Annotated in this window: 22 protein-coding genes; 9 read left to right on the top strand and 13 right to left on the bottom strand. The window is 68.4% G+C overall.

All coding sequences use genetic code 11. The annotated features are described in order from the left end of the window. Window positions 1–14 precede the first annotated feature (14 nt). The 4 genes from AB0M45_RS16200 to AB0M45_RS16185 form a co-directional block, all read right to left on the bottom strand. The gene (locus AB0M45_RS16200; RefSeq protein WP_364328787.1) at window positions 15–2,543 is read right to left on the bottom strand and encodes an FtsX-like permease family protein; all 2,529 of its coding nucleotides are present in this window, start codon (window positions 2,541–2,543) and stop codon (window positions 15–17) included. A 34-nt stretch (window positions 2,544–2,577) separates the two neighbouring features. Beyond that, a complete protein-coding gene (locus tag AB0M45_RS16195) occupies window positions 2,578–3,351 on the bottom strand; it encodes an ABC transporter ATP-binding protein (RefSeq protein ID WP_364328784.1) in 774 nt (257 codons plus the stop codon). 89 nt (window positions 3,352–3,440) lie between these two features. Beyond that, entirely contained in the window at window positions 3,441–4,349 is a 909-nt protein-coding gene (locus tag AB0M45_RS16190; protein WP_364328781.1) for a serine hydrolase, read from the bottom strand. 38 nt (window positions 4,350–4,387) lie between these two features. Beyond that, window positions 4,388–5,263, bottom strand: coding sequence for a LysR family transcriptional regulator (locus AB0M45_RS16185; RefSeq protein WP_364328778.1), 876 nt, complete (start codon window positions 5,261–5,263; stop codon window positions 4,388–4,390). A 165-nt stretch (window positions 5,264–5,428) separates the two neighbouring features. Here AB0M45_RS16185 and bla (AB0M45_RS16180) point away from each other — a divergent pair, with 165 nt between their 5' ends. From bla (AB0M45_RS16180) to AB0M45_RS16170, 3 genes are all read left to right on the top strand, one after another. Further along, entirely contained in the window at window positions 5,429–6,352 is a 924-nt protein-coding gene (bla, locus tag AB0M45_RS16180; protein WP_364328775.1) for a class A beta-lactamase, read from the top strand. Between the two features lie 9 nt (window positions 6,353–6,361). Beyond that, window positions 6,362–7,297 (top strand): class A beta-lactamase, encoded by a 936-nt coding sequence (bla, locus tag AB0M45_RS16175; protein WP_364328772.1) that lies wholly within the window; start codon window positions 6,362–6,364, stop codon window positions 7,295–7,297. A gap of 135 nt (window positions 7,298–7,432) precedes the next feature. Then, window positions 7,433–7,708: a hypothetical protein gene (locus AB0M45_RS16170; protein WP_364328769.1), complete on the top strand. Its 276-nt coding sequence runs from the start codon at window positions 7,433–7,435 to the stop codon at window positions 7,706–7,708. 20 nt (window positions 7,709–7,728) lie between these two features. On the opposite strand, the gene AB0M45_RS16165 is transcribed toward AB0M45_RS16170, so the two are convergent. The 4 genes from AB0M45_RS16165 to AB0M45_RS16150 form a co-directional block, all read right to left on the bottom strand. Continuing rightward, on the bottom strand, window positions 7,729–8,673 hold the full coding sequence (locus AB0M45_RS16165) for a hydroxymethylglutaryl-CoA lyase (protein ID WP_364328766.1): 945 nt from the start codon (window positions 8,671–8,673) through the stop codon (window positions 7,729–7,731). Between the two features lie 234 nt (window positions 8,674–8,907). Further along, complete coding sequence (locus tag AB0M45_RS16160; protein ID WP_364328763.1) at window positions 8,908–10,125, bottom strand: CoA transferase; 1,218 nt, start codon at window positions 10,123–10,125, stop codon at window positions 8,908–8,910. A 221-nt stretch (window positions 10,126–10,346) separates the two neighbouring features. Continuing rightward, a complete protein-coding gene (locus tag AB0M45_RS16155) occupies window positions 10,347–11,279 on the bottom strand; it encodes a TauD/TfdA family dioxygenase (protein WP_364328760.1) in 933 nt (310 codons plus the stop codon). A gap of 350 nt (window positions 11,280–11,629) precedes the next feature. Further along, on the bottom strand, window positions 11,630–12,400 hold the full coding sequence (locus AB0M45_RS16150) for a deoxyribonuclease IV (protein WP_364328757.1): 771 nt from the start codon (window positions 12,398–12,400) through the stop codon (window positions 11,630–11,632). 16 nt (window positions 12,401–12,416) lie between these two features. Here AB0M45_RS16150 and AB0M45_RS16145 point away from each other — a divergent pair, with 16 nt between their 5' ends. The 3 genes from AB0M45_RS16145 to AB0M45_RS16135 are packed head-to-tail and all read left to right on the top strand — an operon-like array spanning window position 12,417 to window position 17,287. Continuing rightward, the gene (locus AB0M45_RS16145) at window positions 12,417–13,892 is read left to right on the top strand and encodes a serine/threonine-protein kinase (RefSeq protein WP_364328754.1); all 1,476 of its coding nucleotides are present in this window, start codon (window positions 12,417–12,419) and stop codon (window positions 13,890–13,892) included. Beyond that, window positions 13,784–15,595 (top strand): protein kinase, encoded by a 1,812-nt coding sequence (locus tag AB0M45_RS16140; protein WP_364328751.1) that lies wholly within the window; start codon window positions 13,784–13,786, stop codon window positions 15,593–15,595. Before AB0M45_RS16145 ends, AB0M45_RS16140 begins: the two co-directional genes overlap by 109 nt. A 3-nt stretch (window positions 15,596–15,598) precedes the next feature. Continuing rightward, on the top strand, window positions 15,599–17,287 hold the full coding sequence (locus AB0M45_RS16135; protein WP_364328748.1) for a serine/threonine-protein kinase: 1,689 nt from the start codon (window positions 15,599–15,601) through the stop codon (window positions 17,285–17,287). 31 nt (window positions 17,288–17,318) lie between these two features. Here AB0M45_RS16135 and AB0M45_RS16130 read toward each other — a convergent pair whose 3' ends face one another. Beyond that, window positions 17,319–17,855, bottom strand: a complete 537-nt coding sequence (locus AB0M45_RS16130; RefSeq protein WP_364328745.1) for a hypothetical protein — start codon at window positions 17,853–17,855, stop codon at window positions 17,319–17,321. Window positions 17,856–17,924: 69 nt separating this feature from the next. Continuing rightward, window positions 17,925–18,149 carry a hypothetical protein gene (locus tag AB0M45_RS16125; protein ID WP_364328742.1) on the bottom strand — a complete coding sequence of 75 codons (225 nt, stop codon included), beginning with the start codon at window positions 18,147–18,149 and terminating at the stop codon, window positions 17,925–17,927. A 415-nt stretch (window positions 18,150–18,564) separates the two neighbouring features. Between AB0M45_RS16125 and AB0M45_RS16120 the strand changes: the two genes are divergently transcribed. Beyond that, on the top strand, window positions 18,565–19,755 hold the full coding sequence (locus AB0M45_RS16120; protein WP_364328739.1) for a transposase: 1,191 nt from the start codon (window positions 18,565–18,567) through the stop codon (window positions 19,753–19,755). Window positions 19,756–19,816: 61 nt separating this feature from the next. Beyond that, window positions 19,817–20,245, top strand: coding sequence for a hypothetical protein (locus AB0M45_RS16115; protein ID WP_364328736.1), 429 nt, complete (start codon window positions 19,817–19,819; stop codon window positions 20,243–20,245). Window positions 20,246–20,285: 40 nt separating this feature from the next. On the opposite strand, the gene AB0M45_RS16110 is transcribed toward AB0M45_RS16115, so the two are convergent. Both AB0M45_RS16110 and AB0M45_RS16105 read right to left on the bottom strand, forming a co-directional pair. After that, the gene (locus AB0M45_RS16110) at window positions 20,286–21,410 is read right to left on the bottom strand and encodes an acyl-CoA dehydrogenase family protein (RefSeq protein ID WP_364328733.1); all 1,125 of its coding nucleotides are present in this window, start codon (window positions 21,408–21,410) and stop codon (window positions 20,286–20,288) included. A 9-nt stretch (window positions 21,411–21,419) separates the two neighbouring features. Beyond that, the gene (locus AB0M45_RS16105; RefSeq protein WP_364328730.1) at window positions 21,420–22,592 is read right to left on the bottom strand and encodes an acyl-CoA dehydrogenase family protein; all 1,173 of its coding nucleotides are present in this window, start codon (window positions 22,590–22,592) and stop codon (window positions 21,420–21,422) included. 317 nt (window positions 22,593–22,909) lie between these two features. On the opposite strand from AB0M45_RS16105, the gene AB0M45_RS16100 reads away from it, so the two are divergent. Continuing rightward, complete coding sequence (locus tag AB0M45_RS16100; RefSeq protein WP_364328727.1) at window positions 22,910–23,620, top strand: hypothetical protein; 711 nt, start codon at window positions 22,910–22,912, stop codon at window positions 23,618–23,620. Window positions 23,621–23,758: 138 nt separating this feature from the next. On the opposite strand, the gene AB0M45_RS16095 is transcribed toward AB0M45_RS16100, so the two are convergent. Then, window positions 23,759–24,637 (bottom strand): hypothetical protein, encoded by an 879-nt coding sequence (locus AB0M45_RS16095; protein ID WP_364328724.1) that lies wholly within the window; start codon window positions 24,635–24,637, stop codon window positions 23,759–23,761. Window positions 24,638–24,669: the final 32 nt, after the last annotated feature.

Genomic DNA, 24,669 nt, shown 5'->3' with positions numbered 1-24,669 from the left:
CGCCGCACGGGCTTTCAGAGATCGGCGATCGCCGCGAGCGGGGGTGTGCGTGCGGCGCGCACCGCGGGCCAGAGCGCGGCCAGCACCCCGACGACGGCCGAGCTGATCAGGACGAGCACCAGTTGCGTCCACGGGATGGCGATCTGGTCCAGACCGAGGTCGCGCAGGGTGCGCAGGAAACCGACGCCGAGGCCGAGGCCGAGCAGCATGCCGACGATCGCGCCGAATACCGCGATCAGCATCGACTCGAGATAGATCGTCCTGCGCACCTGCATGCGCTGCGTGCCGACCGCGCGCAGCATGCCGATCTCCCTGCGCCGCTCCACGACCGACAGCGCGAGAGTGTTCACGATGCCCAGGATCGCGATCACCACCGCCAGCGCGAGCAGGCCGTAGAGGATGGCCAGCAGTGTGTTGATCTGCCTGCCCTGTGCGCCCTTATACTCCTCGCGGTCCTGCACCTGCACCACGACGAATTGCTCGGTCGCCTTCTCCAGATCGGTGCGCATCTCGGTGATGTTCGCGCCCGGCTTCGCCTTGATCAGCACCAGGAAGTTGGTCCGGAAGTTGAGCGGAACCACCTCGTTGTAGACGGCTTGCGACACCACCATGGGACCGAGCAGCGGAGTGTTCTTGTACACGCCGGTCACCGTGAGCGAGACCTTCTTGCCATCGAAGCTGGTCAGGCTCACCGGTTCGCCCACCTTCCAGCCCCGCTTGCCGGCCTCGTCGTCCGACACGAGCAGGTCGCGGTCGCCGAGAGTGTTGCTGCCGCGCACGATTTCGTAGTTCAGCACGCTGTCCAGGGGCCCATCCGCGGACGCGGCGAACACCTGCTCGTTGCCGATCTTGAAACCGGCGCCGCGGAGCCCGACCGCCTCGGCCACCCCGGGCACTTTCGTGCGGGCCGCGTCGGCCGCGCCGAACGGCACCCCGAGCAACTGCGGACCCGCGAGCGCGTAATCGGCCCGCACCCCCTTGTCGATCAGCACGCCGACGCTCTCCTTGGCCGACGCGCCCAGCATGCCGATCGCCGAGACCAGCATCAGCCCGAGCGTGAGCGCGAACGCCGTCGCGGCGGTGCGCCGGGGGTTGCGCGCCGCGTTGTTGCGCGCCATGTGGCCGATCGGCCCGAACGGCCGTACCAGCACGCCCAGCGCGGCTACCACCGGCCGCGACAGCGCGGGTCCGGCGAGCAGCACCGCGAAGATCAGGCCGAGCGCGCCGACGCCGACCGTCGCGGCCGCGGTGCCACCGGTGCGTTGCGCACCCAGCACGACGAACGCGACCCCGAGCACGGCGAGCACCATCCCGATGATGGTGCGCACGCGCTGCGACTCACCGGTGGACGCGAACTCCTCGCGCATAGCCTGCACGGGTGGAATCCGCGCGGCGCGGCGCGCGGGCGCATACGCGCTGACCATGGTCACCACGAGACCGACGAACAGCCCGACCAGGATGGTGCGTGGCAGCACCGCCATGGATCCGGTCGGCAGCCCCAAGTCGAAGGCGTTCAACACCGCCGACAATCCGAACGCCAGGCCGACGCCGCCCGCCAGCCCGATCGCACTGCCGATCAACCCGATGACGAATGCCTCGGCCACCACCGACCGGCCGACCTGCTGGCGGCTCGCGCCGACCGCGCGCAGCAACGCCAGTTCACGCAAGCGCTGCGCGACGATCATCGAGAAGGTGTTGTAGATGATGAACGTACCGACGATCAGCGCGATCGCACCGAACGCGAGCAGGAAGTAGTTGATGAAGTTGAGCGCGTTGGAGACTTCCTTCTTCAGGTCGGCTCGGACCTGGTCACCGTTCTGCACCTTGTAGCCGGGCAGGTCCCTGCCCAAGTTGTCGCGCAAATCGTCGCCGGGAATGCCGGCGGCGGCCAGGTCCACGTAGGCGACGTGCAGGCCGTCGGTGAACAGCTTGCGCGCCTGGGTGTCGTCGAACAGCACGCCGATGAAACCGCCGGTGTCCGACGGGACTTCGTAGATCCCGGTGAGGGTGACGTCGATGGGATCGTGCTGCGACGGAATCAGGATCTTGGTCCGGTCGCCGATCTTCAGCCCGGCCCGCTCGGCTCCGCCGGTGTTGAGGGCGATCTCGCCCGGGCGCGCGGGCGGGACACCCTGGATGAACTTCTCCGGCTCCGCGACAGCCTTCTCCGGCGGCAGGTAGGACCTACCGAAAGTGGGCGCTCCCCCGGTCTGAACGGCCTTCTTGCCCACCGGATCCAGCAGTACTACCGGCCCGTTCACGCTCGGGGCCACCGTGCGGACGCCGGGATATTTGGCCAGCTCGTCCACCACGTTGTTCGGAACACCCTGCGCCTGGCGCTCTTTCGGGCTCACCCGGACGTCGATGCCCTTGGCCTCGTTGGCGAAGATCCCGTCGAAGGTGCGCTGTAGCGTGTCGGTGAACACGAACGAGCCCGCGATGAAAGCGGTGCCGAGCACCACCGACAACAGGGTCAGGGCGAGCCGGACCTTGTGCGCGGCGAGGTTGCGCAGCGCCACCTTGCGCATTGGACTTCCGGCCATCACACCCACCGCCGGTTTTCCCGCGACTGCTCGGTCACGCCTGCTCCAACGCCTTCATCCGGTCCAGCACGGTGTCGGCGGTCGGATCGCGCATCTCGTCGACGATGCGCCCGTCGGCCAGGAACACCACCCGGTCGGCGAACCCGGCCGCGTGCGGCTCGTGCGTGACGATGACGACCGTCTGCCCGAACTCGTCCACCGCGGCGCGCAGGATCGACAGCACCTCCTCCGAGGCGCGGGAGTCCAGGTTGCCGGTCGGCTCGTCGCCGAAGACGATCTCCGGTTTGCCCGCAAGCGCACGCGCGCAGGCCACGCGCTGCTGCTGTCCGCCGGACAGCTCACTCGGCCGGTGGGTGAGCCGATCGGTCAGGCCGAGCCGCTTCAGCACCGTCTCCAACCAGTCCTGGTCGGGTTTGCGCCCGGCGATGTCCAGCGGCAGCGTGATGTTCTCCAGTGCCGTGAGCGTCGGCACGAGGTTGAACGCCTGGAAGACGAAGCCGATCCGGTCCCGGCGCAGGCGCGTCATCTGCTTGTCGGACAGGGTGGTGAGGTCGGTGTCACCGATGCGTACGGTGCCGGAACTGGCGCTGTCGAGCCCGGCCAGGCAGTGCATCAGGGTCGACTTCCCCGATCCGGACGGGCCCATGATCGCGGTGAACTCTCCCTTCGCGAACTCGGCCGACACCCCGTCCAAGGCCCTGACCTGGGTATCACCCGATCCGTAGACCTTCGTCAGTTCGATAGCGCGGGCCGCGACATCGGTCGTGACCGCCGTGCCGGCGGTGTCGCCCAAGGCTTGCGAAGTCATGCCGTCCAGTCTTACCGGGATCCCGGCCACATGCCATCAGGGAAAACCCTGTGTTTTCGCCCACCTGGGAGGCGCATGCCGCTGGGCGGTCACTCCTGCGGCAAGGGCCTGCGGAGTTCGGTGACGGCGATGCGGGCGGTCTCGGCGATGGCGGCGTCGACGACGGGCAGGTGCGGGTCCGCGCGCGCCGCGCGGGTGAAGACCGCTACCGCGACGGGATACTCGCCGGGGAACTCCACCACCGCGACCTCGTTGCGGATCACGCCGATGGTTCCGGTCTTGCCCGCGACCGACACGCTGCGGTGCGGGAAAGCCGCGGCGATGCGATGCGGCCAGACCTGGCAGCGCATGACGCTGCGGACGAACTCGGTCTGTTCGGGAGACAGCACCGTGCCGCTCCACAGTGCGCGGAGGAACCGGGTCATCTCCTCTGGTGTCGTCGCGCTCGCGTAGGAGGGGTCGTATGCCGACACCGACCATGCGTCGTCGTTCTCCGCAAGGACCGCGAACGCCTCGGCGGTGGTGTGGGTGTCGGTGTCGCGGACCAGGCTGCGTTGCATGTCCGCGGTGCCGCCCACGATCCGGGTCCGGGTGAGACCGAGGTGGTCCAGCAATTCCTCGACCGCGCCGAGACCGGTCGCGCCGAGCAGGACATCGGCCGCCGCGTTGTCGGAGACGGTCATCATCGAAGTCGCCAGGTCGCGCAGGCTCATGGTCACCGGGTCGCGCATGACGGCGATGCCGGTCGGGCCGGGTGTGCAGTCCGACGGGGTCACCGTGAGCCGGGCCGTGGGATCGATGCGCCCCGAGTCGACGTAGCGGCAGAACGCGACGAACAGCGGCAGCTTGTACACCGACGCGACGACCACCCGCTCGCGGCCTCCGATGGAGATTTCGGCCGCGGAGCCGTCGCAGCGGCGGGCGTGCAGCCAGCCGGTACATCCCGCATCGGCGAAGACGGCGCGGATTCTCTCCTCGGCGGTGCGACCCTCCGTCACCCGGCAACCCGCCAACGAGTCGCTACGCGACGCCTTTTTCATTGGAGGCGCTCCCGGTACAGCACCCGGTCCACCGCATCCGCTCGGGTGTCGGCTCCCGGACGGTGCACGACGCGCACCCGCAAGGCGACCGCCTGCGGCGCTATGCGCAGCCACGTCACACCCGGCGTGGCTGACGGAGGAGTCGCCGTGAGCCCGAAGCTCGTTCCGGCGGCCACCGCGGCGAAGACCGCGCGGTCATCGGACGCCGGCACGGTCGATGCGTCCAGGCCTCGCTCGCGCAGCAGGTCCAGCACGGTGTCGAAGGCGGGCGGGTTGGTGGCGCGCGGCGGATGGGCGAAATTCAGTCCCGCCAGCATGGGAAAGGTGGGGCGTTCAGCGCCAGCGCTGCGGTGCTCCGACGGCACGACGAGCCACCGCGGCACCTTGACGACCGGGCGTGCCTCGACGCCGTCGACGAGGGCCGGATGCTCGATCACCGCGACGTCGCAGAGGCCGGCGCGCACGTCGGCGACGAGGTCGACGGTCGCGCCCACCGTCGTCGATACCGCGGCGTCCGGGGCGACCACGGTCCGCAGCGCACCCACGCAGGCCGTGACCACCCGGTCGGGCAGTGCCGCGGTGGCGCCCCAGTGCACGGCACCGTGGGCGTGCGCGATGCGGTGCGACTCGGCGAGCAGGCGCTCGGCGTCGTCGACGAGCAGTCGAGCGCGGGGCAGCAGCTGGAGACCGGCCGAGGTGAGCACGGCCCCTTGGCGGGTGCGGTGGATGAGGTCGACGCCCAGGTGCCGTTCGAGCCGCCGCAGCCCCTGGGACAGGGGTGGCTGGGTCATGTCGAGCGCGGCCGCCGCCCTGCCGAAGTGCCCCTCGTCCGCGACGGAGACGAAGAAGCGAAGGTGGCGGATCAGGTCCATGCGGTCATTGAACCAGTGGCGTTCCGGACGGTGATTTCGTCGCCCGGCCGCGGTCCGCGCCGGAACAGAACCGCGCGGGCGAACCTGCGGCGATATCGAAATCAACTCGTCCGCGCCGGAGTCTGGTATTGGCGCGTGCCGCGGTGTCGATGGTGTGGTGCAGCGGTGACCTTCGCACCATTCGCTCCCCCGCTCCGTCGTCGCCGACTTCTCACCGCCGCGGCGGTGGCCGCGCTGACCGCCGTCACCGCCGCGTGCGGGTCCGGCGGCGATGCGCCGGCGAAGCCGAGCACCACGCCTGCCGCCGCGACCCCGTCTTTCAACGAGATGGAGACGAACCACGCTGCGCGCCTGGGTGTGTACGCGATCGACACCGCCTCCGGCCGCACGGTTGTCCATCGGGACGGTGAGAGGTTCCCGATGGCTTCCACCTTCAAGGGTCTCGCGTGCGGTGCGCTCCTGCGCGACCATCCACTGTCGACGGGTTACTTCGATCAGGTGATCCACTACTCGCGCGCCGATCTCGTCGAGTATTCGCCGGTGACCGAAAAGCACGTCGACACCGGCATGACCGTTGCCGAGCTGTGCGACGCCACGATCACCGTGTCGGACAACACCGCGGGCAACCAGGTGCTGAAGCTTTTGGGCGGCCCGGCGGGTTTCACCGCGTTCCTGCGTTCCATCGGCGACGACATCTCGCGCCTGGACCGCTGGGAAACCGAACTGAACACCGCCATCCCCGGCGACGAGCGGGACACCACCACACCCGCGGCACTCGCCGCCGACTACCGCGCCCTGGTCCTCGGCAATGTTCTCGGCGAGCCCGAACGGGAGAGATTGAAGTCGTGGCTCATCGCCAATACCACCGGGGACAAACGTATCCGTGCCGGGCTGCCCGCAGGCTGGACCGTCGGCGACAAGACCGGCAGCCCCGCCTACGGCGGAGCCCTCGACGTTGCCATCGCGTGGCCGCCCGGACGCGCCCCGCTTGTCATCGCGGTCCTGACGACGAAATTCGAGCAGAACGCACAAGCCGATAACCCGCTTGTCGCCGAAGCCACCCGCGCCGCCGTCGAAGCGCTCAGGTAAGGCGGGACGGTGACTTCCCCGCCCATCGCTCGCCGCACGCTGCTCGGTGCGGCATTACTTCTCCCGCTGGTCGGATGCGCGAGCCGCACGACGTCCGCGCCCCCATCCGACGCGATCGGCGGGTCTGGCACAACGACACCCGCGCCCGCGACGGTGAACGACTCCGACGTCCGCCTGGCCGAGTTGGAGCGGAAGTTCGGCGCGCGCCTGGGGGTGTATGCCCTCGCCACCGGCACGAGCGTCACCGTCGCCTACCGAGCGGACGAACGATTCGCGTTCTGTTCGACGTTCAAGGGACTGGCGGCCGCGGCGGTCCTGCAGCGTAATCCATTGTCACACTTGGATACTGTCGTCCCCTACACCGAAGCCGACCTCACGAAGAACGCAGCCATCACACCGCGGCATGTGGCCACGGGGATGACGATCGGTCAGCTGTGTGACGCCGCGATCCGCTACAGCGACGGCACCGCAGGCAATCTCCTGCTCCGTGATCTCGGCGGCCCGGCCGAGCTGACCACGTATGTCCGCGGCCTCGGCGACACGGTGACCCGGATGGACCGGATCGAGCCGCTGATCACCGAGGCCACTCCCGGCGACCCGCGAGACACGTCGTCTCCCCGGGCATTGGGCACCGACTATCACAAGATCGTGCTGGGCGACGCCCTGCCGGACGAGAAGCGCGCCTTCCTCCGAGATCTGTTGGAGCGCAATGCTACCCGGGCGGGCGCTCGACGAATCCGGGCTGGGATCCCGCAGGGCTGGACCGTCGCCGACAAAACGGGGACCGGTGACTACGGCACGGTGAACGACATCGCCATCGTGTGGCCTCCGGGTTCCCCACCACTGGTCATCGCGATCATGTCCAGCAAGCCGGACCGGGATGCCGCCTACGACGAGGCCCTTATCGCGGAGGCCGCGGCACATGTGGTGAGCACTCTCACCTGACTCGGGCCTCCGTTGGGTCTGATCCCGTCCGGCGACCCCGGCGAGTCGGATGAGTTGAATGGATAGCCGCAGGTACTTTGACACCGACGCACCGTTTGCTCACAAGTTGCCCAATATGGCGAGAGGGGTCAGGGAATGAAGCGTGTCGCATCCATCGGGACGGCGGTCGCGGGTGCGGTCTGTGCTGCCGTGCTCGCGGCCGCTCCGGCGTCGGCGGCGATTCCGTCCGGGGTCTTCTGCACGGGGATGACGTGCGTGAACTCGACCTCCGTGCCGCAGCTGGTGAACGGGACGGCGGTATGCCCCACCGGGCACTCCCTGCCGGTCAATGCGCTGATCGAGCCGCTCGGCGTTCGCGTCATCGGTGTCGTGTGCCCGAACGGCGCCCAGCCGATGGGCCTCAGCTTCTGACCTGGCCGGTCTTTCCGCACCTATTGCCGGGGCCGCCGACCAGCACGCTCCCTGTCGACGACCCATTCGAAGGCAGAGGCTTTCGAGCGGGCGCCTTCGACGGCGCGGGAGCGGTTGGGTTCACCGAGTTCGGCGAGCAGTTCCTCCGACATCCCCGCCAGCTCGGCCAGCGTGGCCGGGGTGAACCATGATGGCCTGGTCGCGAACAGGATGTCCTCGGAGGAAGTGTTGCCGCTCGCGCCCGGCGCGAAGGGGCAACCGCCGAGTCCGCCGAGCGCTCCGTCGACCATGTCCGCGCCCGCGGTGATGGCGGCGAGGGTATTGGCCACGCCCATCCCCCAGGTGTCGTGGCCGTGAAAGACGATGCGCCGCGGGGGTGTCCGGTCCCGTACCGCGGCGACGAGCGCGGCCACCTCTCCCGGATGCGCCTGTCCGAGCGTGTCGGCGAGGACGATGTCCTCCGCGCCCTCGGTGCGCGGATCGGAGGCGATGGCGAGTACTCGCTCCGGGTCGACCGGACCGTCGAACGGGCAGGTGAAGGACGTCGCCAGGCACAGCTGGATCGACCCGCCGACCTCGCGGGCCACCCGCACCGCGTCCGGCATGGCGGCGATGCTGGCCTCGGTGTCGCGCCCGATGTTCGCCCGGTTGTGCGCGTCCGAGACCGAGAAGCAGTATTGGAAGTTGCGCACGCCCGCCGCCGCGGCTTTCTCGACATGCCGCGGGGTGGCCACCCATACCCAGCAGTGGCGCAGCTCCTCGGGCGTCAGCGCGGCGACCAACTCCATCGTGTTCGCCATCGGCGGGACCAGGTCCGGGCGCGCCATCGAGCCGATTTCGAGCGCGGGCACCCCAAGCGCGAGCAGGCGGCGGACGACGTCCACCTTGCGCTGCACCGGCAGCAGCTTGCCGGTCAGCTGCAATCCGTCGCGCAGCGTGACGTCGCGAAGCAACGGCGCGCTCATCGTTGCTCCCGTGCCTGGCGACGGCCGCACATCACGCCACCCCAGGGTTTTTCGCCCGCCCCGGTCGGGTTCGGCTGCACCGTAGGCCTGCTGTTGCTCGGCGAACGCAGTTCCCATATGCCCCGTCCCCGGGGCCGCCTGCGGTCGTACGGCTGCGCGCTCATGCCTGCGCCTCGCCAGGGCTCGGCTCCGCCATGACCACCAGGGTGGCTGTGTTGATTGCTCGCTCGCTCATCACTTCTCCAACGCGTCTATCTCGGCGTCGCTCATACCGAGCAACCCGGACAGCACCTCGCGGGTGTGCTCGCCGAGATCGGGGCCGATGGTGCGGATCGGCAGGGACTGTTCGCCGATCACCGGGACGATGCCGGGGAAGCCGACCGTCTTCGGTTCCGGCGCACCCACATCCACGGCGAACGGCTGGATCATGTTGCGCGCTCGGTACTGTTCGTCGGCCACGATGTCGGCCGCCGTGTAGATCGGACCGCACGGAATGGCCGCGGCTTCCAGGATTTTCAGCGCTTCGGCGCGGGTGTGGCGGATCGTCCACTCGCCGATGGCCGCGTCGAGGCGCTCGCGGTGGCGCCAGCGGCCCGCGTTGTCCTGGAGTTCCGGGTCGGAGGCCAGATCGGGGTGGTCGATGACCGTCATGTAGCGCTGGAAGATGGCATCGCCGTTACCGCCGATGATGATGCTGGTTCCGTCGGCGCACGGGTAGGCGTTGCTCGGCGCGATGCCCTCCATCCGGCCACCCACGCGTTCGCGCTGGATGCCGTAGGCCAGGTAGTCCGGCACCAGCGACTCCATCACCGACAGGATCGCCTCGTTGAGCGCCACGTCGATCACCCGCTCCCGCAAGGGAGACGGTCCATCCGCGTCGGGGCGGCGCTCGCGCTGGAACAGCGCCATCACGGTCCCGAACGCGGCATAGATTCCCGCGATGGAATCGCCGATCGAGACGCCGGTGCGCACCGGCGGCCGATCCGGGTCGCCGACCAGCTCACGCAGGCCGCCGACCGCCTCGGCCACCGCGGCGAACCCGGGCCGCGCCGACATCGGCCCGGTCTGCCCGTACGCGGAGATCCGGGTGATCACCAGGTCCGGATTCGCCTCGTTCAGCACCTCCGGGCCCAGGCCCCACTTCTCCAGCATGCCGGGCCGGAAGTTCTCCAGCAGCACATCGCAGCGCCGGATCAGGTCCAGCGCCACGCCGCGCCCCGCTTCGGTGCGTAGATCCAGCGTGATGGACTTCTTGTTGCGATTGATCGTCCGGTAGAGCATCGAGGTGTCACCGCCGTAGAGCCGCCAGTTGCGCAGCTCGTCGCCCACCTTCGGGCGCTCCACCTTGATCACCTCGGCGCCGAAATCGCCGAGGATGCGCCCCGCGGTCGGCGCGGCGATGTAGTTGCCGAGTTCCAGGACGCGCACCCCGTCCAGCGGCCTAATACTCATGGCAACCAGTGTGGACCATGCCACCATCGGCCTCGGCGCTGGCCGCGCCCTCAGCGACGGCGTGGCGTGACCTCGCGCCTCCCACGGACACCGCATGGCCCCTCAACCGCGGCGATGGAAATCCACCGCCACCACCATGCGGGGTTCCCGCTCAGGACTCTGCCTCGCCGTCGCTCGGCTCCGTCGTGCGCGAGTGCGCGCTGTGCCTTTGATTCACTCGCTCACGACGCGAGCAGCTGCGTGTCCTCGATGATCGAGTAGTGCTCGGCGTTGCCCGCGATGCTGGTGCTCGCCACGCCGTCGACGCCGACCGGGACGTCGCCGGCCAGCGTGATGCGGGTCAGCTTGCGCGGCTGGTCGTCGTAGTCGTCGATGGCGTAGTGCTGGGTGGCGCGGTTATCCCAGATGGCGACGTCACCGGGGGCCCAGTTCCAGCGGGCGGTGTTCTCCAGACGGGTGACCCGGTCCTGGAACAGCCGGAACAGCGCGTGCGATTCGGTGCTGGACAGCCCGACGAAATGCTTGACGAAGTGGCCGAGCAGCAGCGCCCGCTCCCCGGTCTCGGGGTGTACCCGCACGACCGGGTGTTCGGTCTCGTAGTACGTGGACTCGAACTCGGCGCGGTAGACGGCGGCGTTCGGCCGCGCCGACTCACCGGCGCGGGCCGCGTAGTCGTAGACATTGGTGTGCACCGCGCGCAGGGACTCCGCCAAGCGCTGCAACGGCTCCGGCAGCGATTCGTAGGCCGCCACGGTGGAAGCCCAGGTGGTGGCGCCGCCGTAGCTCGGCAGGTGCACCGCGCGCAGGATGGACGCCTTCGGGATGCGGTCGACGAAGGTGACGTCGGTGTGCCAGCTGTTGGCGCGGCCGTGCTCGGAATCGATGGCCAGGCTCTTCACGCCGTGCGAGGTGACGGTCGGGTGCGGGGTGGTCGGCGTGCCGAGCAGCTGGGCGAACTCGTACTGCCCGTCCTCGGTGAGGTGGTCCTGCCCACGGAAGAAGATGACCTTGTGCTCCAGCAGGGCGCGATGGATCACGTCGACCGTGGCCGGGTCCAGGTCGCCGCCGAGCCGGACATTGTCGACGCGCGCGCCGATGCGGGCGCCGAGCCTGGTCACGAATGCGGTGGATGGGGTGGCGGGTGCGACCGTCATGAGATCACCTTCGCTGTCGAGATCGGTTACTGCTCACCCGAGCACATCACCGAAACCACCCCGCCGACCAGGGTTTTCGTCGCGCTGATCACAAACGAACACCGAGCGCCCCAAGCCGATCCATCCCAGCCGGAGGCAAGTCTCGCCAGCACAGCTCAGCCGATCACTGCCGGACAACCACTAACGGACGAAGCCGACACTGCCCCACCGGGTACGAGTCTTACGGGCACCGTTCGCGGCCCGTCTCGCGTCCGAGTGGACGAAGCGCATGGGCCGCAGGCGCGAGTCTCGCCCGCTCGGACGCGAAAGTTCCCGGGGCCGCGAGAACGCAGCGCCGCAGGCGCTGCGAATCAAGCACAGTGTTCGCGCAAGTAGGCCAGATCCTCCGCGACGCCCTCGGCAGGGGTTTCCAGGACCACCGGAGCGCCCGCCATTTTGCACACTTCGGCCAGCAACTGTGGATCGATGGTGCCGTCGGCGAAGTTGGCGTGGCGGTCGGCGCCGGAATTGAACTCGTCGCGGGAGGAGTTCAAGTGCACCAGGTCGATCCGGCCGGTGATCGCCTTGATCCGGTCGACGACGCCGATCAGTTCCTCGCCGCCGGCCCAGGCGTGGCAGGTGTCCAGGCAGAACCCCGCGCCGTAGTCGCCGACCGCGTCCCACAGCCGGGCGATGGAATCGAAGTGCCTGGCCATGGCGTGGTTGCCGCCCGCGGTGTTCTCGATCAGGATCGGCACCGCGAAACCACCCTTGTCCTGCTGGCGCTCGAACAGCTTGCGCCAGTTGTCGATTCCGGTCTCCAGCTCGGCGTCGGAGCGCACGTGTCCGCCGTGCACCACCAGGCCGAACGCACCGAGATCGGCGGCCGCCTTCGCCTGCTGCGCCACCGCATTGCGCGAGGGCATGCGCAGCCGGTTGTTCAGGCTCGCCACGTTGATCTGATAGGAGGAGTGCACCACGACCTCGATCGGGCTGGCGAGGATCTCCTCGGTCCGCGGGTGCGGGGCGGGTTTGTCCCAGCTCTGGGGGTCGACCACGAACATCTGGATGACATCGGCGCCCAGTTTCTCGCCGAAGCCGATGGGGTCGCTGTCGAGCCGGACATGTGCTCCAATGCGCATGCGGTCAGCGTAACCAGTGCCACCGACAGCGGAAGTCGCGCCGCGACTGTTGCATCCCGACGGCCCGGCGAGATACATGGTTAGTATCCGCGCGCTCGACTCGACAAGGGGGTGTGTAACGGTGTTGCAGACCGGCGATGTCTTCGCGGGCTACGTCATCGAACGTGTGCTCGGCCACGGCAGCATGGGCACCGTGTACCTGGCCCAGCATCCCCGGCTGCCGCGGCTGACCGCCCTGAAGCTGCTGAAGCGCGAACTGTACGCCGACGCCGAGATCCGCCGCCGCTTCGAACGCGAGGCCGATCTGGTCGCGCGGCTGGATCATCCGAACATCGTCACGGTGTTCGATCGAGGAGCCGAGGACCAGCAGCTGTGGATCTCTATGCAGTACGTGCCCGGCGCGGACGCCTCCTGCGCGGACGTCGACGTGCTCGCGCCCGCCCGCGCGGTGCGGATCGTCGCCGACACCGCCGCCGCACTCGATTTCGCGCACGCCAACCAGGTGCTGCACCGCGACGTGAAACCGGCCGACATCCTGCTGGCCAAGGCGCCGATCGGGCAGCCGGAGCGGGTGCTGCTCACCGATTTCGGCATCGCGGGCATCCGCGGCGCCGACACCACGATCCGCTCGTCCGGCACGATCACCGCGACGCTCGCGTTCGGCGCGCCGGAACAGCTGATCGGCCGGCCGCTGGACGACCGGGCCGATCAATACTCGCTGGCCTGCATGCTGTTCTGGATGCTCATCGGCGCACCGCCGTACTCGGGCGCGCACCCGGCGGCGGTGGTGAACAGTCACCTGTACGCACCGATCGCGGTGCTGAGCCGGGTGCGTCCCGGCCTGCCGCCCGCGCTGGATCCGGTGCTGGCCCACGCTATGGCCAAGCGGCCCGCGGATCGGTTCGCCAGTTGCGCCGAATTCGCGGCCGCGGCCGAGCACGCCCTCGCCGGGCAGCCCATCGCGCCGCACCTCGGTATCCACGCCGATGGAAACGCGCCAACACAGCACACCGCACCACGGCACTCCGCGCCACACCAATCGACGCCGCAGCAACCGCCTCGGCCGCCCGCGCCACCGCGCCCGAGTTTCCCGCCGCCGCGCCGACCCGTTCACCCCGGAATGATCGAGCTGCCCAATCTCCCCATGCGCCCCGGGTCAGCCGTGCGGCCGCACCAGCAACCACCGGAGCCGCGCCCGCCGCCGAGCGGGCCGGGCCGCCGTTCGCCGCCGGTGTGTCGCCACGCTCGACGAGCGACGGGCGGCCGCGCGACTACTGCTAAGGTTTCGATGTTTTCCGTGGTCCGGCCCATCTCGGACCGCGTTCTGATGCTGTACGCCTGTTCGCCGGTGGGTCCCGGCGAGCGGCGGGAAGTGGAGCAGTCATGCTGGCCAGCGGTGACGTTTTCGCCGGCTATGTCATCGAGCGGCAACTCGGCCGCGGTGGCATGGGATCGGTATACCTGGCGAAACATCCGCGGCTGCCGCGGATGACCGCGCTGAAGCTGCTGAATCGGGAGATGTTCTTCGACAAGGAGGTGCGGGCGCGGTTCGAACGGGAGGCGGATCTGGTCGCCCAGCTCGATCACCCGAACATCGTCACGGTCTACGACCGCGGGCTCGAGGACGAGCAACTGTGGATTTCGATGCAGTACATCGACGGCATCGACGCCGCCTCGGTGCAACCGCTGTCGCTGCCACCAGAACGCGCGGTCCAGATCATCAAGGAGACCGCCGACGCGCTGGACTACGCGCACGGCAACGGCGTGCTGCACCGCGACGTGAAACCCGCCAACATCCTGCTGGCCCGCTCCAGCGCCGGGCGCGGTGAGCGGGTGTACCTCACCGACTTCGGTATCGCGCGACTGCGCGACGACACCGGTCACCTCACTCAGACCGGCACCTTCACCGCGACCCTCGCCTACGCCTCACCCGAACAGCTCACCGGCGCCGCGCTCGACCACCGCTCCGACCAGTATTCGCTGGCCTGCTCGCTGTTCTGGCTGTTCACCGGCACCGGCCCGTTCTCGGCGACCAACCCGGCCGCGGTCATCCAGGGGCACTTGCAAGGTGCGCCACCCGCGTTGAGCAGCGTCCGGCCCGGACTGCCCTACGCGCTCGACAACGTGCTCGCCAGAGCGATGGCCAAGCGTCCCGACGACCGGTACGGCAGCTGCGCGGAGTTCGCCGCGGCCGCCAAGCAGGCGCTGACCAGTCCGAGCGTGCCGTCGATGCCGGTGGTCGGCGGTCCACGGCCGGTCACGGGTCCACCGCAGCCGACCATGGGTCCGCGCCCGGCCACCGGGCCGCAGATCCCGACGACCGGCACGCCGCACCCGGTGGCGCACGGGTCCCAGGTGAGCGGCCCCGGCTACCAGGTGAACGGCCCGCACACCAGCGGACCGAATTCGCTTGCCGCGACGGCGTCGCCGATGACTCCGCCACCCGCGACGCTGGTGAACCCCACTCCGCACACCGGCCCGGCGCCGCAGCCCACAGCCACCAATCCCTACACCCAGCAATCCGGGTTCTCCGGCTTCGCCGCTCCGCCGCACGGCGCGCGCATGCATCCCCCGGCCGGACCGCCGGGCAAGAAGAACACCGGTCTGATCATCGGCATCGCGGTGGGCGTCGTCGTGTTGATCGTGGTGACGCTCGGCATCATCGGCGCGGTCTCCGATTCGGGCTCGAACAACGCAGGCCCGACGACTACTTCGGTGGTCAAGCCGAACATCGTCGACCCGACCCCGGAAGCGGTCGGCGCGGAGTTCCCGCGGATGGTGCCCGCATCCCAGACCGAGGAGATCGGCTACAACGGCGCCGAGTGCTGGCTGGCCTCATCGAGTTCGCCGCCGTCGCCGTCCAAGGGCGAGCCGGACTTCGGCGACTGGGCCGTGCAATGGCGCTGCTTCAAGGGCGGCAACAACGACGATCCGTACTACCGGATCTACGCCTACAAGACGCCCGCCGACGTGCAGACGGTGCTGAAGGGGCTGCCCTCGCAGGCCGCCAAGTCCACCGACACCAATGGCGGAAAGTCCTACACCAATTACAAATACAACGATAACGGCGCCAAGATGGTCACCGCGTTCACCGGCGACCCGGATCGCGCCCAGTTCCTGATGTACACCGACGGCTTCAGCTTCACCACGATCGACGAGCTGCTGCGCTGGTGGCGCTCGGCTCCGCTGAACTGACCCATGCTGCACACCGGTGAGGTTTTCGCCGGGTACACCATCGAACGCCTGCTCGGCCGCGGCGGGATGGGATCGGTGTACCTGGCGCGGCATCCGCGGCTGCCCCGGCTGACGGCGATGAAGCTCTTGAACCCGGAGCTGTTCCACGACAAGGAGATCCGCGCCCGCTTCGAGCGGGAAGCGGATCTCGTCGCGCGGCTGGACCACCCGAACATCGTCACGGTGTTCGACCGCGGCGTCGAGGGCGAACGGCTGTGGATCTGCATGCGGTACATCGATGGCACCGATGCCGCCGCGGTGGAGGCGCGGACGCTTCCGCCGCACCGGGCGGTGCAGATCATCGCCGAGACCGCCAAGGCGCTGGACTTCGCGCACAGCCGCGGCGTGCTGCACCGCGACGTGAAACCGGCGAACATTCTGCTCGAACGCGCCGATGGCGGGCCAGAGCGCGTCTACCTCACCGACTTCGGCATCGCTCGGTTCCGGGACGACACCGGACGGCTCACCCAGACCGGCACCTTCACCGCCACCCTGGCCTACGCGGCGCCGGAGCAGTTGTCCGGGGCCGTGCTGGATCATCGGGCCGATCAGTACTCTCTGGCTTGCACGCTGTTTCGGCTGCTGACCGGCACGCTGCCGTTCGACGCCACCAATCCGGTCGCGGTGATCCAGGGACATCTCAGCGCACCGCCGCCACCGGTCAGCGGGCTACGTCCGGGACTGCCGGTGGCGCTGGACGCGGTGCTGGCCAAGGCCATGGCCAAGTACCCGGCCGACCGATTCGACTCCTGTACCGAATTCGCCGCCGCGGCATGGCAGGCACTGACGGCGCCCGCGTCGCGGCAGCCGCCGCCTCCCACGAATCACCCTGCTCCCCAGTGGGACCCGCCGGCAGGGCAATCGTGGCAGCCGCCTCCTCCGACGAATCGCCCTGCCCTCCAGAGCGATTCGTCGGCGGGTCGGCGGGCGGCACGCGCCTATCTCGGCCCGGTGCGACGTTCCCGCTGGCATGCCTCGGTAGGCGGGTGGATCGGCATGCTGCTGGTGCTCGGCCTGATCGCCCTCGTCATCAAGGCGGTGCTCGACGACACCGGATCCTCCGGTTCCACCAGTCCCACGACCACGGTGCGCGCCCAGAACACCGTGCCCTCGACCAGCGGCCGTCCGACCACGACCGTTCCGGCGACGACCACTGCGGCCACCACGGATCGCGCCACGACCGGTGCCCGCGCCGCGGCACTGAGCGCCGCGTTTCCGGACATGCTGCCCGAGACCACGGCTGACACCTTGGTGCACGCCGGTACCGGATACAACAAGGCGGGCTGCTTCGCCCACGAGCCGGATGAAGTGACTCCCGATCACGAGGACCCCGATCTGGGCGCCTGGGTGCTGATGTGGAGCTGCTTCGGCGGACCGAACAAGGCGGCCTTCGACTTCTACCTCTACGGCTCCCCCGCCGACGCGCAGGCCGTGCTGGACGCCTTGCCCGCCAACGATCGCGCCACCGCCACCAACAACAGCGGCCACACCTACACGAACTACACCCTGCGCGACAGCCGCAACCTGCGCCCACGCATGGTCACCGCGTTCCCCGGCGACCAGCGCCGAGCGGCCATGCTCATGTACAGCACCGGCTTCATCGCCACCGACGCCGAGTTCATGAACTGGTGGAACTCGGCGCCGCTGAACTGAGCGAGCACTTCTCCCCGATGGGACCGAGTTTCTAATCGAAGACGTAGTGCGCGAAGTCGTGGGTCGGGTGGAAGCCGAGGGTCATCGCCGCCATCCATTGCGCGCACAGCGCGACGTCGGATTCCGCCGCCTGGCGCGGGTTTCCGGCGACGTCCGGGATCCGCAGGGCGCCGAGGCGGTGCAGCCTGGTGACGTAGGACCGATGAAATCCCGTGCCGAGCAGCGCACACCACTGCTGGGCGAAGGCGGTCGCGTCACCGACGATCCCCTCGACACCCGCGCTCTCGGGAACGACTTCGGCCAGCGCCCTGGCCACCGCGGCGATGCTGTCGGGCGGTAGCTCACCGAGATACACGTCGCGGTCCGCCACCCGCATGGCGGCGCCGATCACCGAAGCGTCCTCGTCGTGGACGGAAAGGAATCGCGACAGCTCCGCCGAGGCATCGATCCCGGTGACGTGATTGGCGATGCTGGTGGTGATCACGGTGTGGCGCCATGGATCACGCAGCAGGAACGACTCGGCGCGCGAGCGGAACTCGGTGGCGTCGGTGGTGATCTCGATCCTCATACAGATCACGGTAGGCACCTAAAGTGTTGCGCACCCTGATTTTTCGCACCAGCACGGGAACCGGGCGGGTCAGTCGGCTTCGCCACCACCCGCACGGAGCTTGAGCAGGACCAGCCCCGCGGTGCACGCGAGAATGAGTCCGGCCACGGTGATTTCGACGTGCAGGCCCGCGATGCCGAGCACCGCCCCGACTATTCCGCCGATGAAGATCAGCCAGGCAAGTGTCCGCGACAGAATCGTGGACAGCGTGCGCGCCTGCCGATTCGACGCCAGATGCTGCGCAGTTGCCGACACCGCATCTTCCGCGGCGCGGGATGAACCACGCCGGGACGCTGTCGAGTAAGCTCCCATCATCTACTCCTCGATGACGCCGGTCAGAGAACCACTGTCACGTTCTCACACAACGTGTCTCTCAGCCCGATACCGGCGTCTCACGCGTAACTTTGCTCACACACGCTACGACTCCGGGACGCCGGAAGATAGCGACACGTGTCCGCGACACGCCGACGAGACCAATTCGATATCTGAATTATCAGCTTTTTGAATGCGTCGTCCGCGCATTCACAGCGATCACTCGACTCGCTCCACCGACACGCCATGAGTAAGGTGAGTCCACTCCATGCGAGAGGTAGCGCGCATCCCCTGTTCTTCAGGGTGGGGTAGCGCGTCAGGTCTGTGGTTGTCGATGCCACAAGTTAGGGTTCGGGATGTGTTGACCGGTCGCCGTTATCGCCTGGCTCTGAGCGAGACTCAGGCGCAGTATGCCGAGCTGATCGGCGGTACGTGTCGCGCGGTGTGGAATACCGGGCTGGAGCAGCGCCGGGAGTACCGGCGCCGGGGTGTCTGGATCAACTATCGCCAGCAGGCCGGGCAACTGGCCGCGGCGAAGGTCGAGCATCCGTGGTTGGCCGATGCTCCTGGGCATTGCCTGCAGCAAACCTTGATGGATCTGGACCGTGCGTGCCGAGAACGGGGCACCTGGAAGGTGCGGTGGCGATCTGCGAGGGGTTGGCGGCCGTCGTTCCGGTTCCCGGAAGGCAACAAGATCTCCGTCGAGCGGCTGGGCCGCCGATGGGGCAGGGCAAAGCTGCCGAAGCTGGGGTGGGTGCGGTTGCACTGGTCCCGCCCGCTCGGCGGCGCGATCCGGTCGGCCACGCTGTCCCGCGACGGCGCGCACTGGTACGTGTCGTTCCTGGTCGAGGACGGCAAGCAGACACCCAGACAGCATCCCAGCGCCAGCGCGGTCGGTGTGGATCGTGGAGTCGCCGTCGCCGTCGCCTGCTCGGACGGCACCATTCATGACCGGCAATTCAGCACACGCGGTGAGCGCAAGCGTTACCGCAGGCTGCAGCAGCAGCTCGCACGGCAGAAGAAAAACAGCACCAACCGGCGCAAGACCATTGCTGCCCTGCGGACGTTGAAGCGGCGGGAAACGGACCGGCGCGGCGACTTCGCCAGGCAGGTCGCCAACCGGCTGGCCACCCGCCACGGCCTGGTTGTGCTCGAAAATCTCGCTATCAAAGGCATGACTGCCAGCGCGAAGGGCAGCATCGCCGAACCCGGTCGCAACGTCGCTCGGAAAGCGGCGTTGAACCGCGCCATCCTCGGCAAGGGTTGGCATCGGTTCGAGCTCGCTCTCACCTACGCGGCCCGGTACACCGGTACTGGGATTGTGAAGGTCTCAGCCGCATACACCTCGCAAACATGTTCGCGCTGCCGCAGTGTGGACCCGGCAAGCCGCGAGAGCCAAGCGGTATTCCGGTGCACCCGCTGCGGACACAGCGCGAACGCGGACGTGAACGCGGCCCAGAACATTCTCGCCGCAGGACGTGCGGTGACAGCCTGCGGAGACCTCGGCGCCGGCCGGTCCGTGAAACAGGAACCCCTGACTATCGCGTAGAACAGCCAGGAATCCCGGCCTGCAGGCCGGGAAGACGTCAAACACACGAGGAGTGTCACCGATGGAGAGCAGCAGGGCCAAGATCGCCGGTCCGGCGATCGCCGCGGGAGCGGTTTCCATCGGACTCGTCCTGATCGGCGCGTGCGGGGTCGGCAAGCACGACACCTATGTCCCGCCGCCGCCGCTGAAGGCGGGTCAGCATGCCGAGCCGGTCGTCCAGGAGGACACCACCGGCCCGACGACCCCCAAGGTGATCATCCCGCCCTCGCCGACCTGGAAGGTCGCGCCGTACAACCAGCAGCGCGCAACACCATTCGCGGGTTTCATCACCAGCACCTCCGCCGACCCCTCCGGCCGAGCCGACGACCCCGCGCACGCCGCGCCGCCCGAGGACACGCGACCCCCGGCCACCACGCGTGCGGCCGAACCATCCGACGAGCCGACCGCCACGCAGCGCAGAACCACCACGGCGCGAGACGAAGACGAGTGACCCGCGGTGGTGCGCGCGAAACGCGCACCACCGCACGGTTCTACAGCTCGGGCAGCTCGTAGTCGCCGACTCGGGAACTGAGCACTCGCAAATGCTCGAGCCCACCGCCGAGGGTGCGCTCGATCGCGGTCAGCCGGGCCACGTAGTGACCGACGGGGTACTCGGCGGTGACGCCGATGCCGCCGTGCATCTGGATCGCTTCCTGCCCGATGTGGCGCGCCGCGCGGCCGACCTGCAACCGCGCCCGCGAGGCGATCACCGGGTCGTCGGCGCCGTCGACCAGTGACGCCGTGGCGTACAGGCTCATGCTGCGCGCCAGCTCCAGCGAGACGTACATGTTCGCCGCGCGCTGGGTGAGCGTCTGGAACTTCGACAGCGTGACACCGAACTGCTTGCGCTGCTTCAGGTACTCGGTGGTGAGCCGCAGCGCCTCTTCCATCGCGCCGACCGACTCCGCGCAGAGGCTCGCCTGCGCATGCGTGAGCACCGAGGCGATCGCTGCGGCCGCGTCCCCCTCGCCGAGCCGTTCGGCGGGCGCGTCGGTCAGTTCCAGCTGCGCGCCGCGCTGGCCGTCCACCGTGCGGTAGGACTTGCGGACCACGCCCGCCGCGTCCGGCGCGACCAGGAACAACCCCACCGCGCCGTCCGGCAATACCGCGCTGACCACCAGCTCGTCGGCGCAGTCACCGTGCGGAACGGGATTCTTGACACCGGTCAATGCATACGAGTCACCGTGTGCCGAGGCTATGGTCGCCAGTTCGGTGGACGGCCAGCGCACCCCGGGCTCGGCGTGGGCGAACGCGAGCAGTTTCGCGCCCGAGGCGACCTCCGGCAGAATCCGCTGCCGCTGCTCGGCGCTGCCCGCCTCGGCGATCAGCCCGCCTGGCACCAGCACCGCGTCCAGGATCGGTTCGGGCGCGAGCCTGCGGCCGACCTCTTCCAGCACGACCATGGTCTCCACCGGACCGGCGCCGACGCCGCCGTCCTCCTCGGCGAAGCTCAGCCCGAGCACGCCCAGTTCGGCGAGCTGACGCCACACGTCGCGGCTCCAGCCCAGGTCCGAATCAGTGATCTTGAGCCGGGATTCGGCGTCGTAGGTGCGTGCGAGCAGGTCGCGAACCGTGTCGCGGAGCATGACCTGTTCATCGGTGAGATCGAAATCCATGGTGGCGCCTCACAATCCGAGGATCGTGGAGGCGATGATGGTGCGCTGCACCTCGCTGGAGCCTCCGTAGATGGTTGTCTTGCGGTAGTTCAGGTAGCCGGGGCCGCTGCGCTGCGCCCAGCCGGGCGAGGCGATGTCGTCCGCCTCCACCGGGATCGCGTCGGGTCCAGCGATGTCCAGCAGCAGCTCGGTGGCTGCCTGCTGGAGCTCCGAGCCGCGCAGCTTCAGCACCGACGAAGCCGGATTCGGTTTGCCGTCCGAGGAGTTGGAGACCACGCGCAGCTGGGTGAGCTCCAGCGCGAGCAGTTCGTTCTCCAGCTCGGCGACCCGCGCCGCGAACACCGGGTCCTGCAGCAGCGTTCCGTTGCCGGACTTGACCTGCGCCGCGTACTGCTTCGCGACGCCGATCTTGACCTTGGTGCGGCCGACGCCGGTGATGCCGGTGCGTTCGTTGCCGAGCAGGAACTTCGCGTAGGTCCAGCCCATGTTCTCCTGGCCGACCAGCTGATCGGCGGGCACCCGGACGTTCTCGAAGAAGACCTCGTTCACCTCGTACCCGCCGTCGATCAGCTTGATCGGACGGATGGTCACGCCGGGCGATTTCACGTCGAACAGCAGGAACGAAATGCCCGACTGCTTCTTCGGCGCATTGGGGTCGGTGCGGACCAGGCAGAAGATCCAGTCGGCGTACTGGGCCAGCGTGGTCCAGATCTTCTGGCCGTTCACGATGTAGGAATCACCGTCGCGGACCGCGGTGGTGCGCAGCGCGGCCAGGTCGGAGCCGGCGTCCGGCTCGGAGAAGCCCTGGCACCACCAGATGTCCAGCGCGGCGGTCGGCGGCAGGAAACGCTCCTTCAGCTGCTGGGAGCCGAAGTGGGCGATCACCGGGCCGACCATCTGCGCGTTGAAGGTCAGCGGCTCCGGCACCGAGGCGAGCTGCATCTCGTCCTGCCAGATGTGGCGCTGCATCGGCGTCCAGTCCTTGCCGCCCCACTCGACGGGCCAGTTCGGCACCGCCAGGCCGTGGTCGTTGAGGATCTTGTGCGCGGTGACGAAGTCCTCGCGGGACAACTCACGGCCGGTGCGCACGCGCTCGCGAATGCCCTCCGGGATCTCGGTCCGATAGAACTTTCGCAGTTCGTCGCGGAAGGCGACGTCGTCGGGGGACAAGGATAGTTTCATACGTAGCTCCCTGTGTGTCTCGTTCGTCCCGAGTCAAACGTACCCTGCGGGAAACGTCCACTGTCGACTGGATCACACCGAGAGGACGCATGGGTCTGTCCGCGAGTGGCTTCCATGGGCACAGCCGGACGGAGTCCGCCACAGTCCCACGCCGGACCGGAGGGAAGGCGCCGCAGGAAGGCACAGCGGACGTAGCCCGGCCGCACGCCGATATCAGTGAAGGCGGGCCCCGACTATCCAGCACGAAGGAACCGGGGACCTGGTACGTTGCTGCTCGGAGATCGGGGACCAGGCAGGATTTGTACCGAGGAGAACGAGTGAACGGCAGGACCATCGCACGCGCCGCGGCGGTCGCGGCATCCCTCGGCATCGGCACGGTTCTGACTTTCGCCGTCCCGGCCGCCGCCGAGCAGACCCCAGCGCCCGTGGACACGGGCTTGGCCCACCTGACCGAGACCGCCGGATCCGACCCGGCCGCGCAAGAAGGCGTCGCCGCGCTCACCCGGTACGCCACCTTGGTCGACGCCGCCAACCTGCGTGACGTCTCCAGCGTCTTCACCCCCTTCGCCTACGCCGCGCCCACCTTCGGCTGCGGCAGCAACGGGCCGATCACCACGATCATCGCCGCCGCGACCACCGATGGATCCGGCAATGCCCGTGACCTGAACGTCCCGCCCGGTGCGCTGCGGTTCAGCGCCACCCCTTCGCACCCCGGCGCGCCGCTGGCCTCCGGGCTCGTCGTCGCGTGGGTCAACGTGAACACCGGCGCGAGCGGCATCACCCCGCTCGACGACGTGACCGAATACCGCTTGCCGTCGCTGTCCAAGACGGTCGACAGCGGTCCGGGCACGGTGCTGGCCTCGATGTGGGGCATCATCGACTACCCGTTCGCGCACTGTGTGATGACACCCACGGTCGGCCTCTTCACGGTGCCGTTCCCGGCTCCCGCACCCGCACCGGCTCCCCCGGCTCCGGCCGCGCCCGGTCCGAATGGCGCCGGACCCGCACCGGCCCCGGCAACTCCATAGCCCTGCCAAGTCTCGAACTCCGGACACTCGCTTTACGCCTCGCACACCCCGCCAACCTATGTAAACCTCCATGGCCTACGCGAAGCCGAGGCGCGGCGGCAGTAGCCAAGAGGGCCGGCCGCGCCACGATCGCCGCGGTTACCAGGGGCCCCGGCCGAATATGATCTCGGTCCCGGGCGGAATGATGAGTTCGGAGTTATAGGTGACCCGCGACAACTCGTCGACGGTCGTCAACTGAACCGTATCCGTCACTCTGGAATACGTGTCGGTGGCCGGGTCATGCACCACTTCATGCTTTGGCGGAGGCCAAAACGAATACACCTCGGGAGATCCATCCGAGCCCATACGCCCCGTGGCCATCGAGACGTGGAGGGCGTCTCGGCCCCACATGACCAGATCACCACGTTGCGGCCGCGGGCCACCCAGCTCTCCTGTGTAAATACTCCGCTCGCCCGGAATGAGCCGGTCTCCCATTCGGTTCAGCCAAGAGTCCAGCACACCCTTCCCGAATCTTCCATTGGGATCTCTCGGCGGATCGAGCAACTCACGGAGGGCGGGTTTATCCAGGACCCCCGCTCTAGCGGCGGCATAGCAGGTCATCTCCCAGCAGTTCAGACCGTAATGCTGGTTCAGCGGAGCAAGCGGACCCTCTGTTCTCAGCCACCTTTCGAACGTTCGCAGATCATGTCGAAATGCTCCGGGGTCATAGTTCGCCCACCTCGCATGGCCGCCCTCTTGCAAAATCCTTTCGAATTCGTCCGCGATCAGCAGCGGGGCATTCTCCGGCGTGGAAACCCGCTCCGGCGGGTCCGGCCACCGGTATTCGGTTACGTCGAACTTTCCGTTGTCCAGCATGGGTTTTTCATTGCCGACTCCAACCCCCTCGAGTGTGCGTGAGTTCACCGCGTCGGTTTCCGCGAACACTCTGGTCGCGCGAACTCCTTCGGCTACTTCCTCCAGATCACGACGCAGAATTCCACTCGCATCGTCGATTCCACGGTTCAGCCGACGCAGCATTCCAGCGATTGTCCTGCCCAATTCACCAGCGA

The sequence above is a fragment of the Nocardia sp. NPDC051787 genome (genome assembly GCF_040681325.1).
GTDB lineage: Bacteria > Actinomycetota > Actinomycetes > Mycobacteriales > Mycobacteriaceae > Nocardia.
Note: the sequence above shows the minus strand (reverse complement) of the source record. Positions and strands in the feature narration are given on the sequence as shown.

Bases quoted from the DNA above. Each gene is read 5' to 3' on its own strand.
- AB0M45_RS16110 (WP_364328733.1), bottom strand. From the start codon at position 21,410: ATGGATTTCGATCTCACCGATGAACAGGTCATGCTCCGCGACACGGTT.
- AB0M45_RS16195 (WP_364328784.1), bottom strand. From the start codon at position 3,351: ATGACTTCGCAAGCCTTGGGCGACACCGCCGGCACGGCGGTCACGACC.
- AB0M45_RS16135 (WP_364328748.1), top strand. From the start codon at position 15,599: ATGCTGCACACCGGTGAGGTTTTCGCCGGGTACACCATCGAACGCCTG.
- AB0M45_RS16200 (WP_364328787.1), bottom strand. From the start codon at position 2,543: ATGGCCGGAAGTCCAATGCGCAAGGTGGCGCTGCGCAACCTCGCCGCG.
- AB0M45_RS16185 (WP_364328778.1), bottom strand. From the start codon at position 5,263: ATGGACCTGATCCGCCACCTTCGCTTCTTCGTCTCCGTCGCGGACGAG.
- AB0M45_RS16170 (WP_364328769.1), top strand. From the start codon at position 7,433: ATGAAGCGTGTCGCATCCATCGGGACGGCGGTCGCGGGTGCGGTCTGT.
- AB0M45_RS16150 (WP_364328757.1), bottom strand. From the start codon at position 12,400: ATGCGCATTGGAGCACATGTCCGGCTCGACAGCGACCCCATCGGCTTC.
- AB0M45_RS16095 (WP_364328724.1), bottom strand. From the start codon at position 24,637: ATGCTGCGTCGGCTGAACCGTGGAATCGACGATGCGAGTGGAATTCTG.
- AB0M45_RS16160 (WP_364328763.1), bottom strand. From the start codon at position 10,125: ATGAGTATTAGGCCGCTGGACGGGGTGCGCGTCCTGGAACTCGGCAAC.
- AB0M45_RS16130 (WP_364328745.1), bottom strand. From the start codon at position 17,855: ATGAGGATCGAGATCACCACCGACGCCACCGAGTTCCGCTCGCGCGCC.
- AB0M45_RS16105 (WP_364328730.1), bottom strand. From the start codon at position 22,592: ATGAAACTATCCTTGTCCCCCGACGACGTCGCCTTCCGCGACGAACTG.
- AB0M45_RS16140 (WP_364328751.1), top strand. From the start codon at position 13,784: ATGCTGGCCAGCGGTGACGTTTTCGCCGGCTATGTCATCGAGCGGCAA.
- AB0M45_RS16165 (WP_364328766.1), bottom strand. From the start codon at position 8,673: ATGAGCGCGCCGTTGCTTCGCGACGTCACGCTGCGCGACGGATTGCAG.
- AB0M45_RS16155 (WP_364328760.1), bottom strand. From the start codon at position 11,279: ATGACGGTCGCACCCGCCACCCCATCCACCGCATTCGTGACCAGGCTC.
- AB0M45_RS16115 (WP_364328736.1), top strand. From the start codon at position 19,817: ATGGAGAGCAGCAGGGCCAAGATCGCCGGTCCGGCGATCGCCGCGGGA.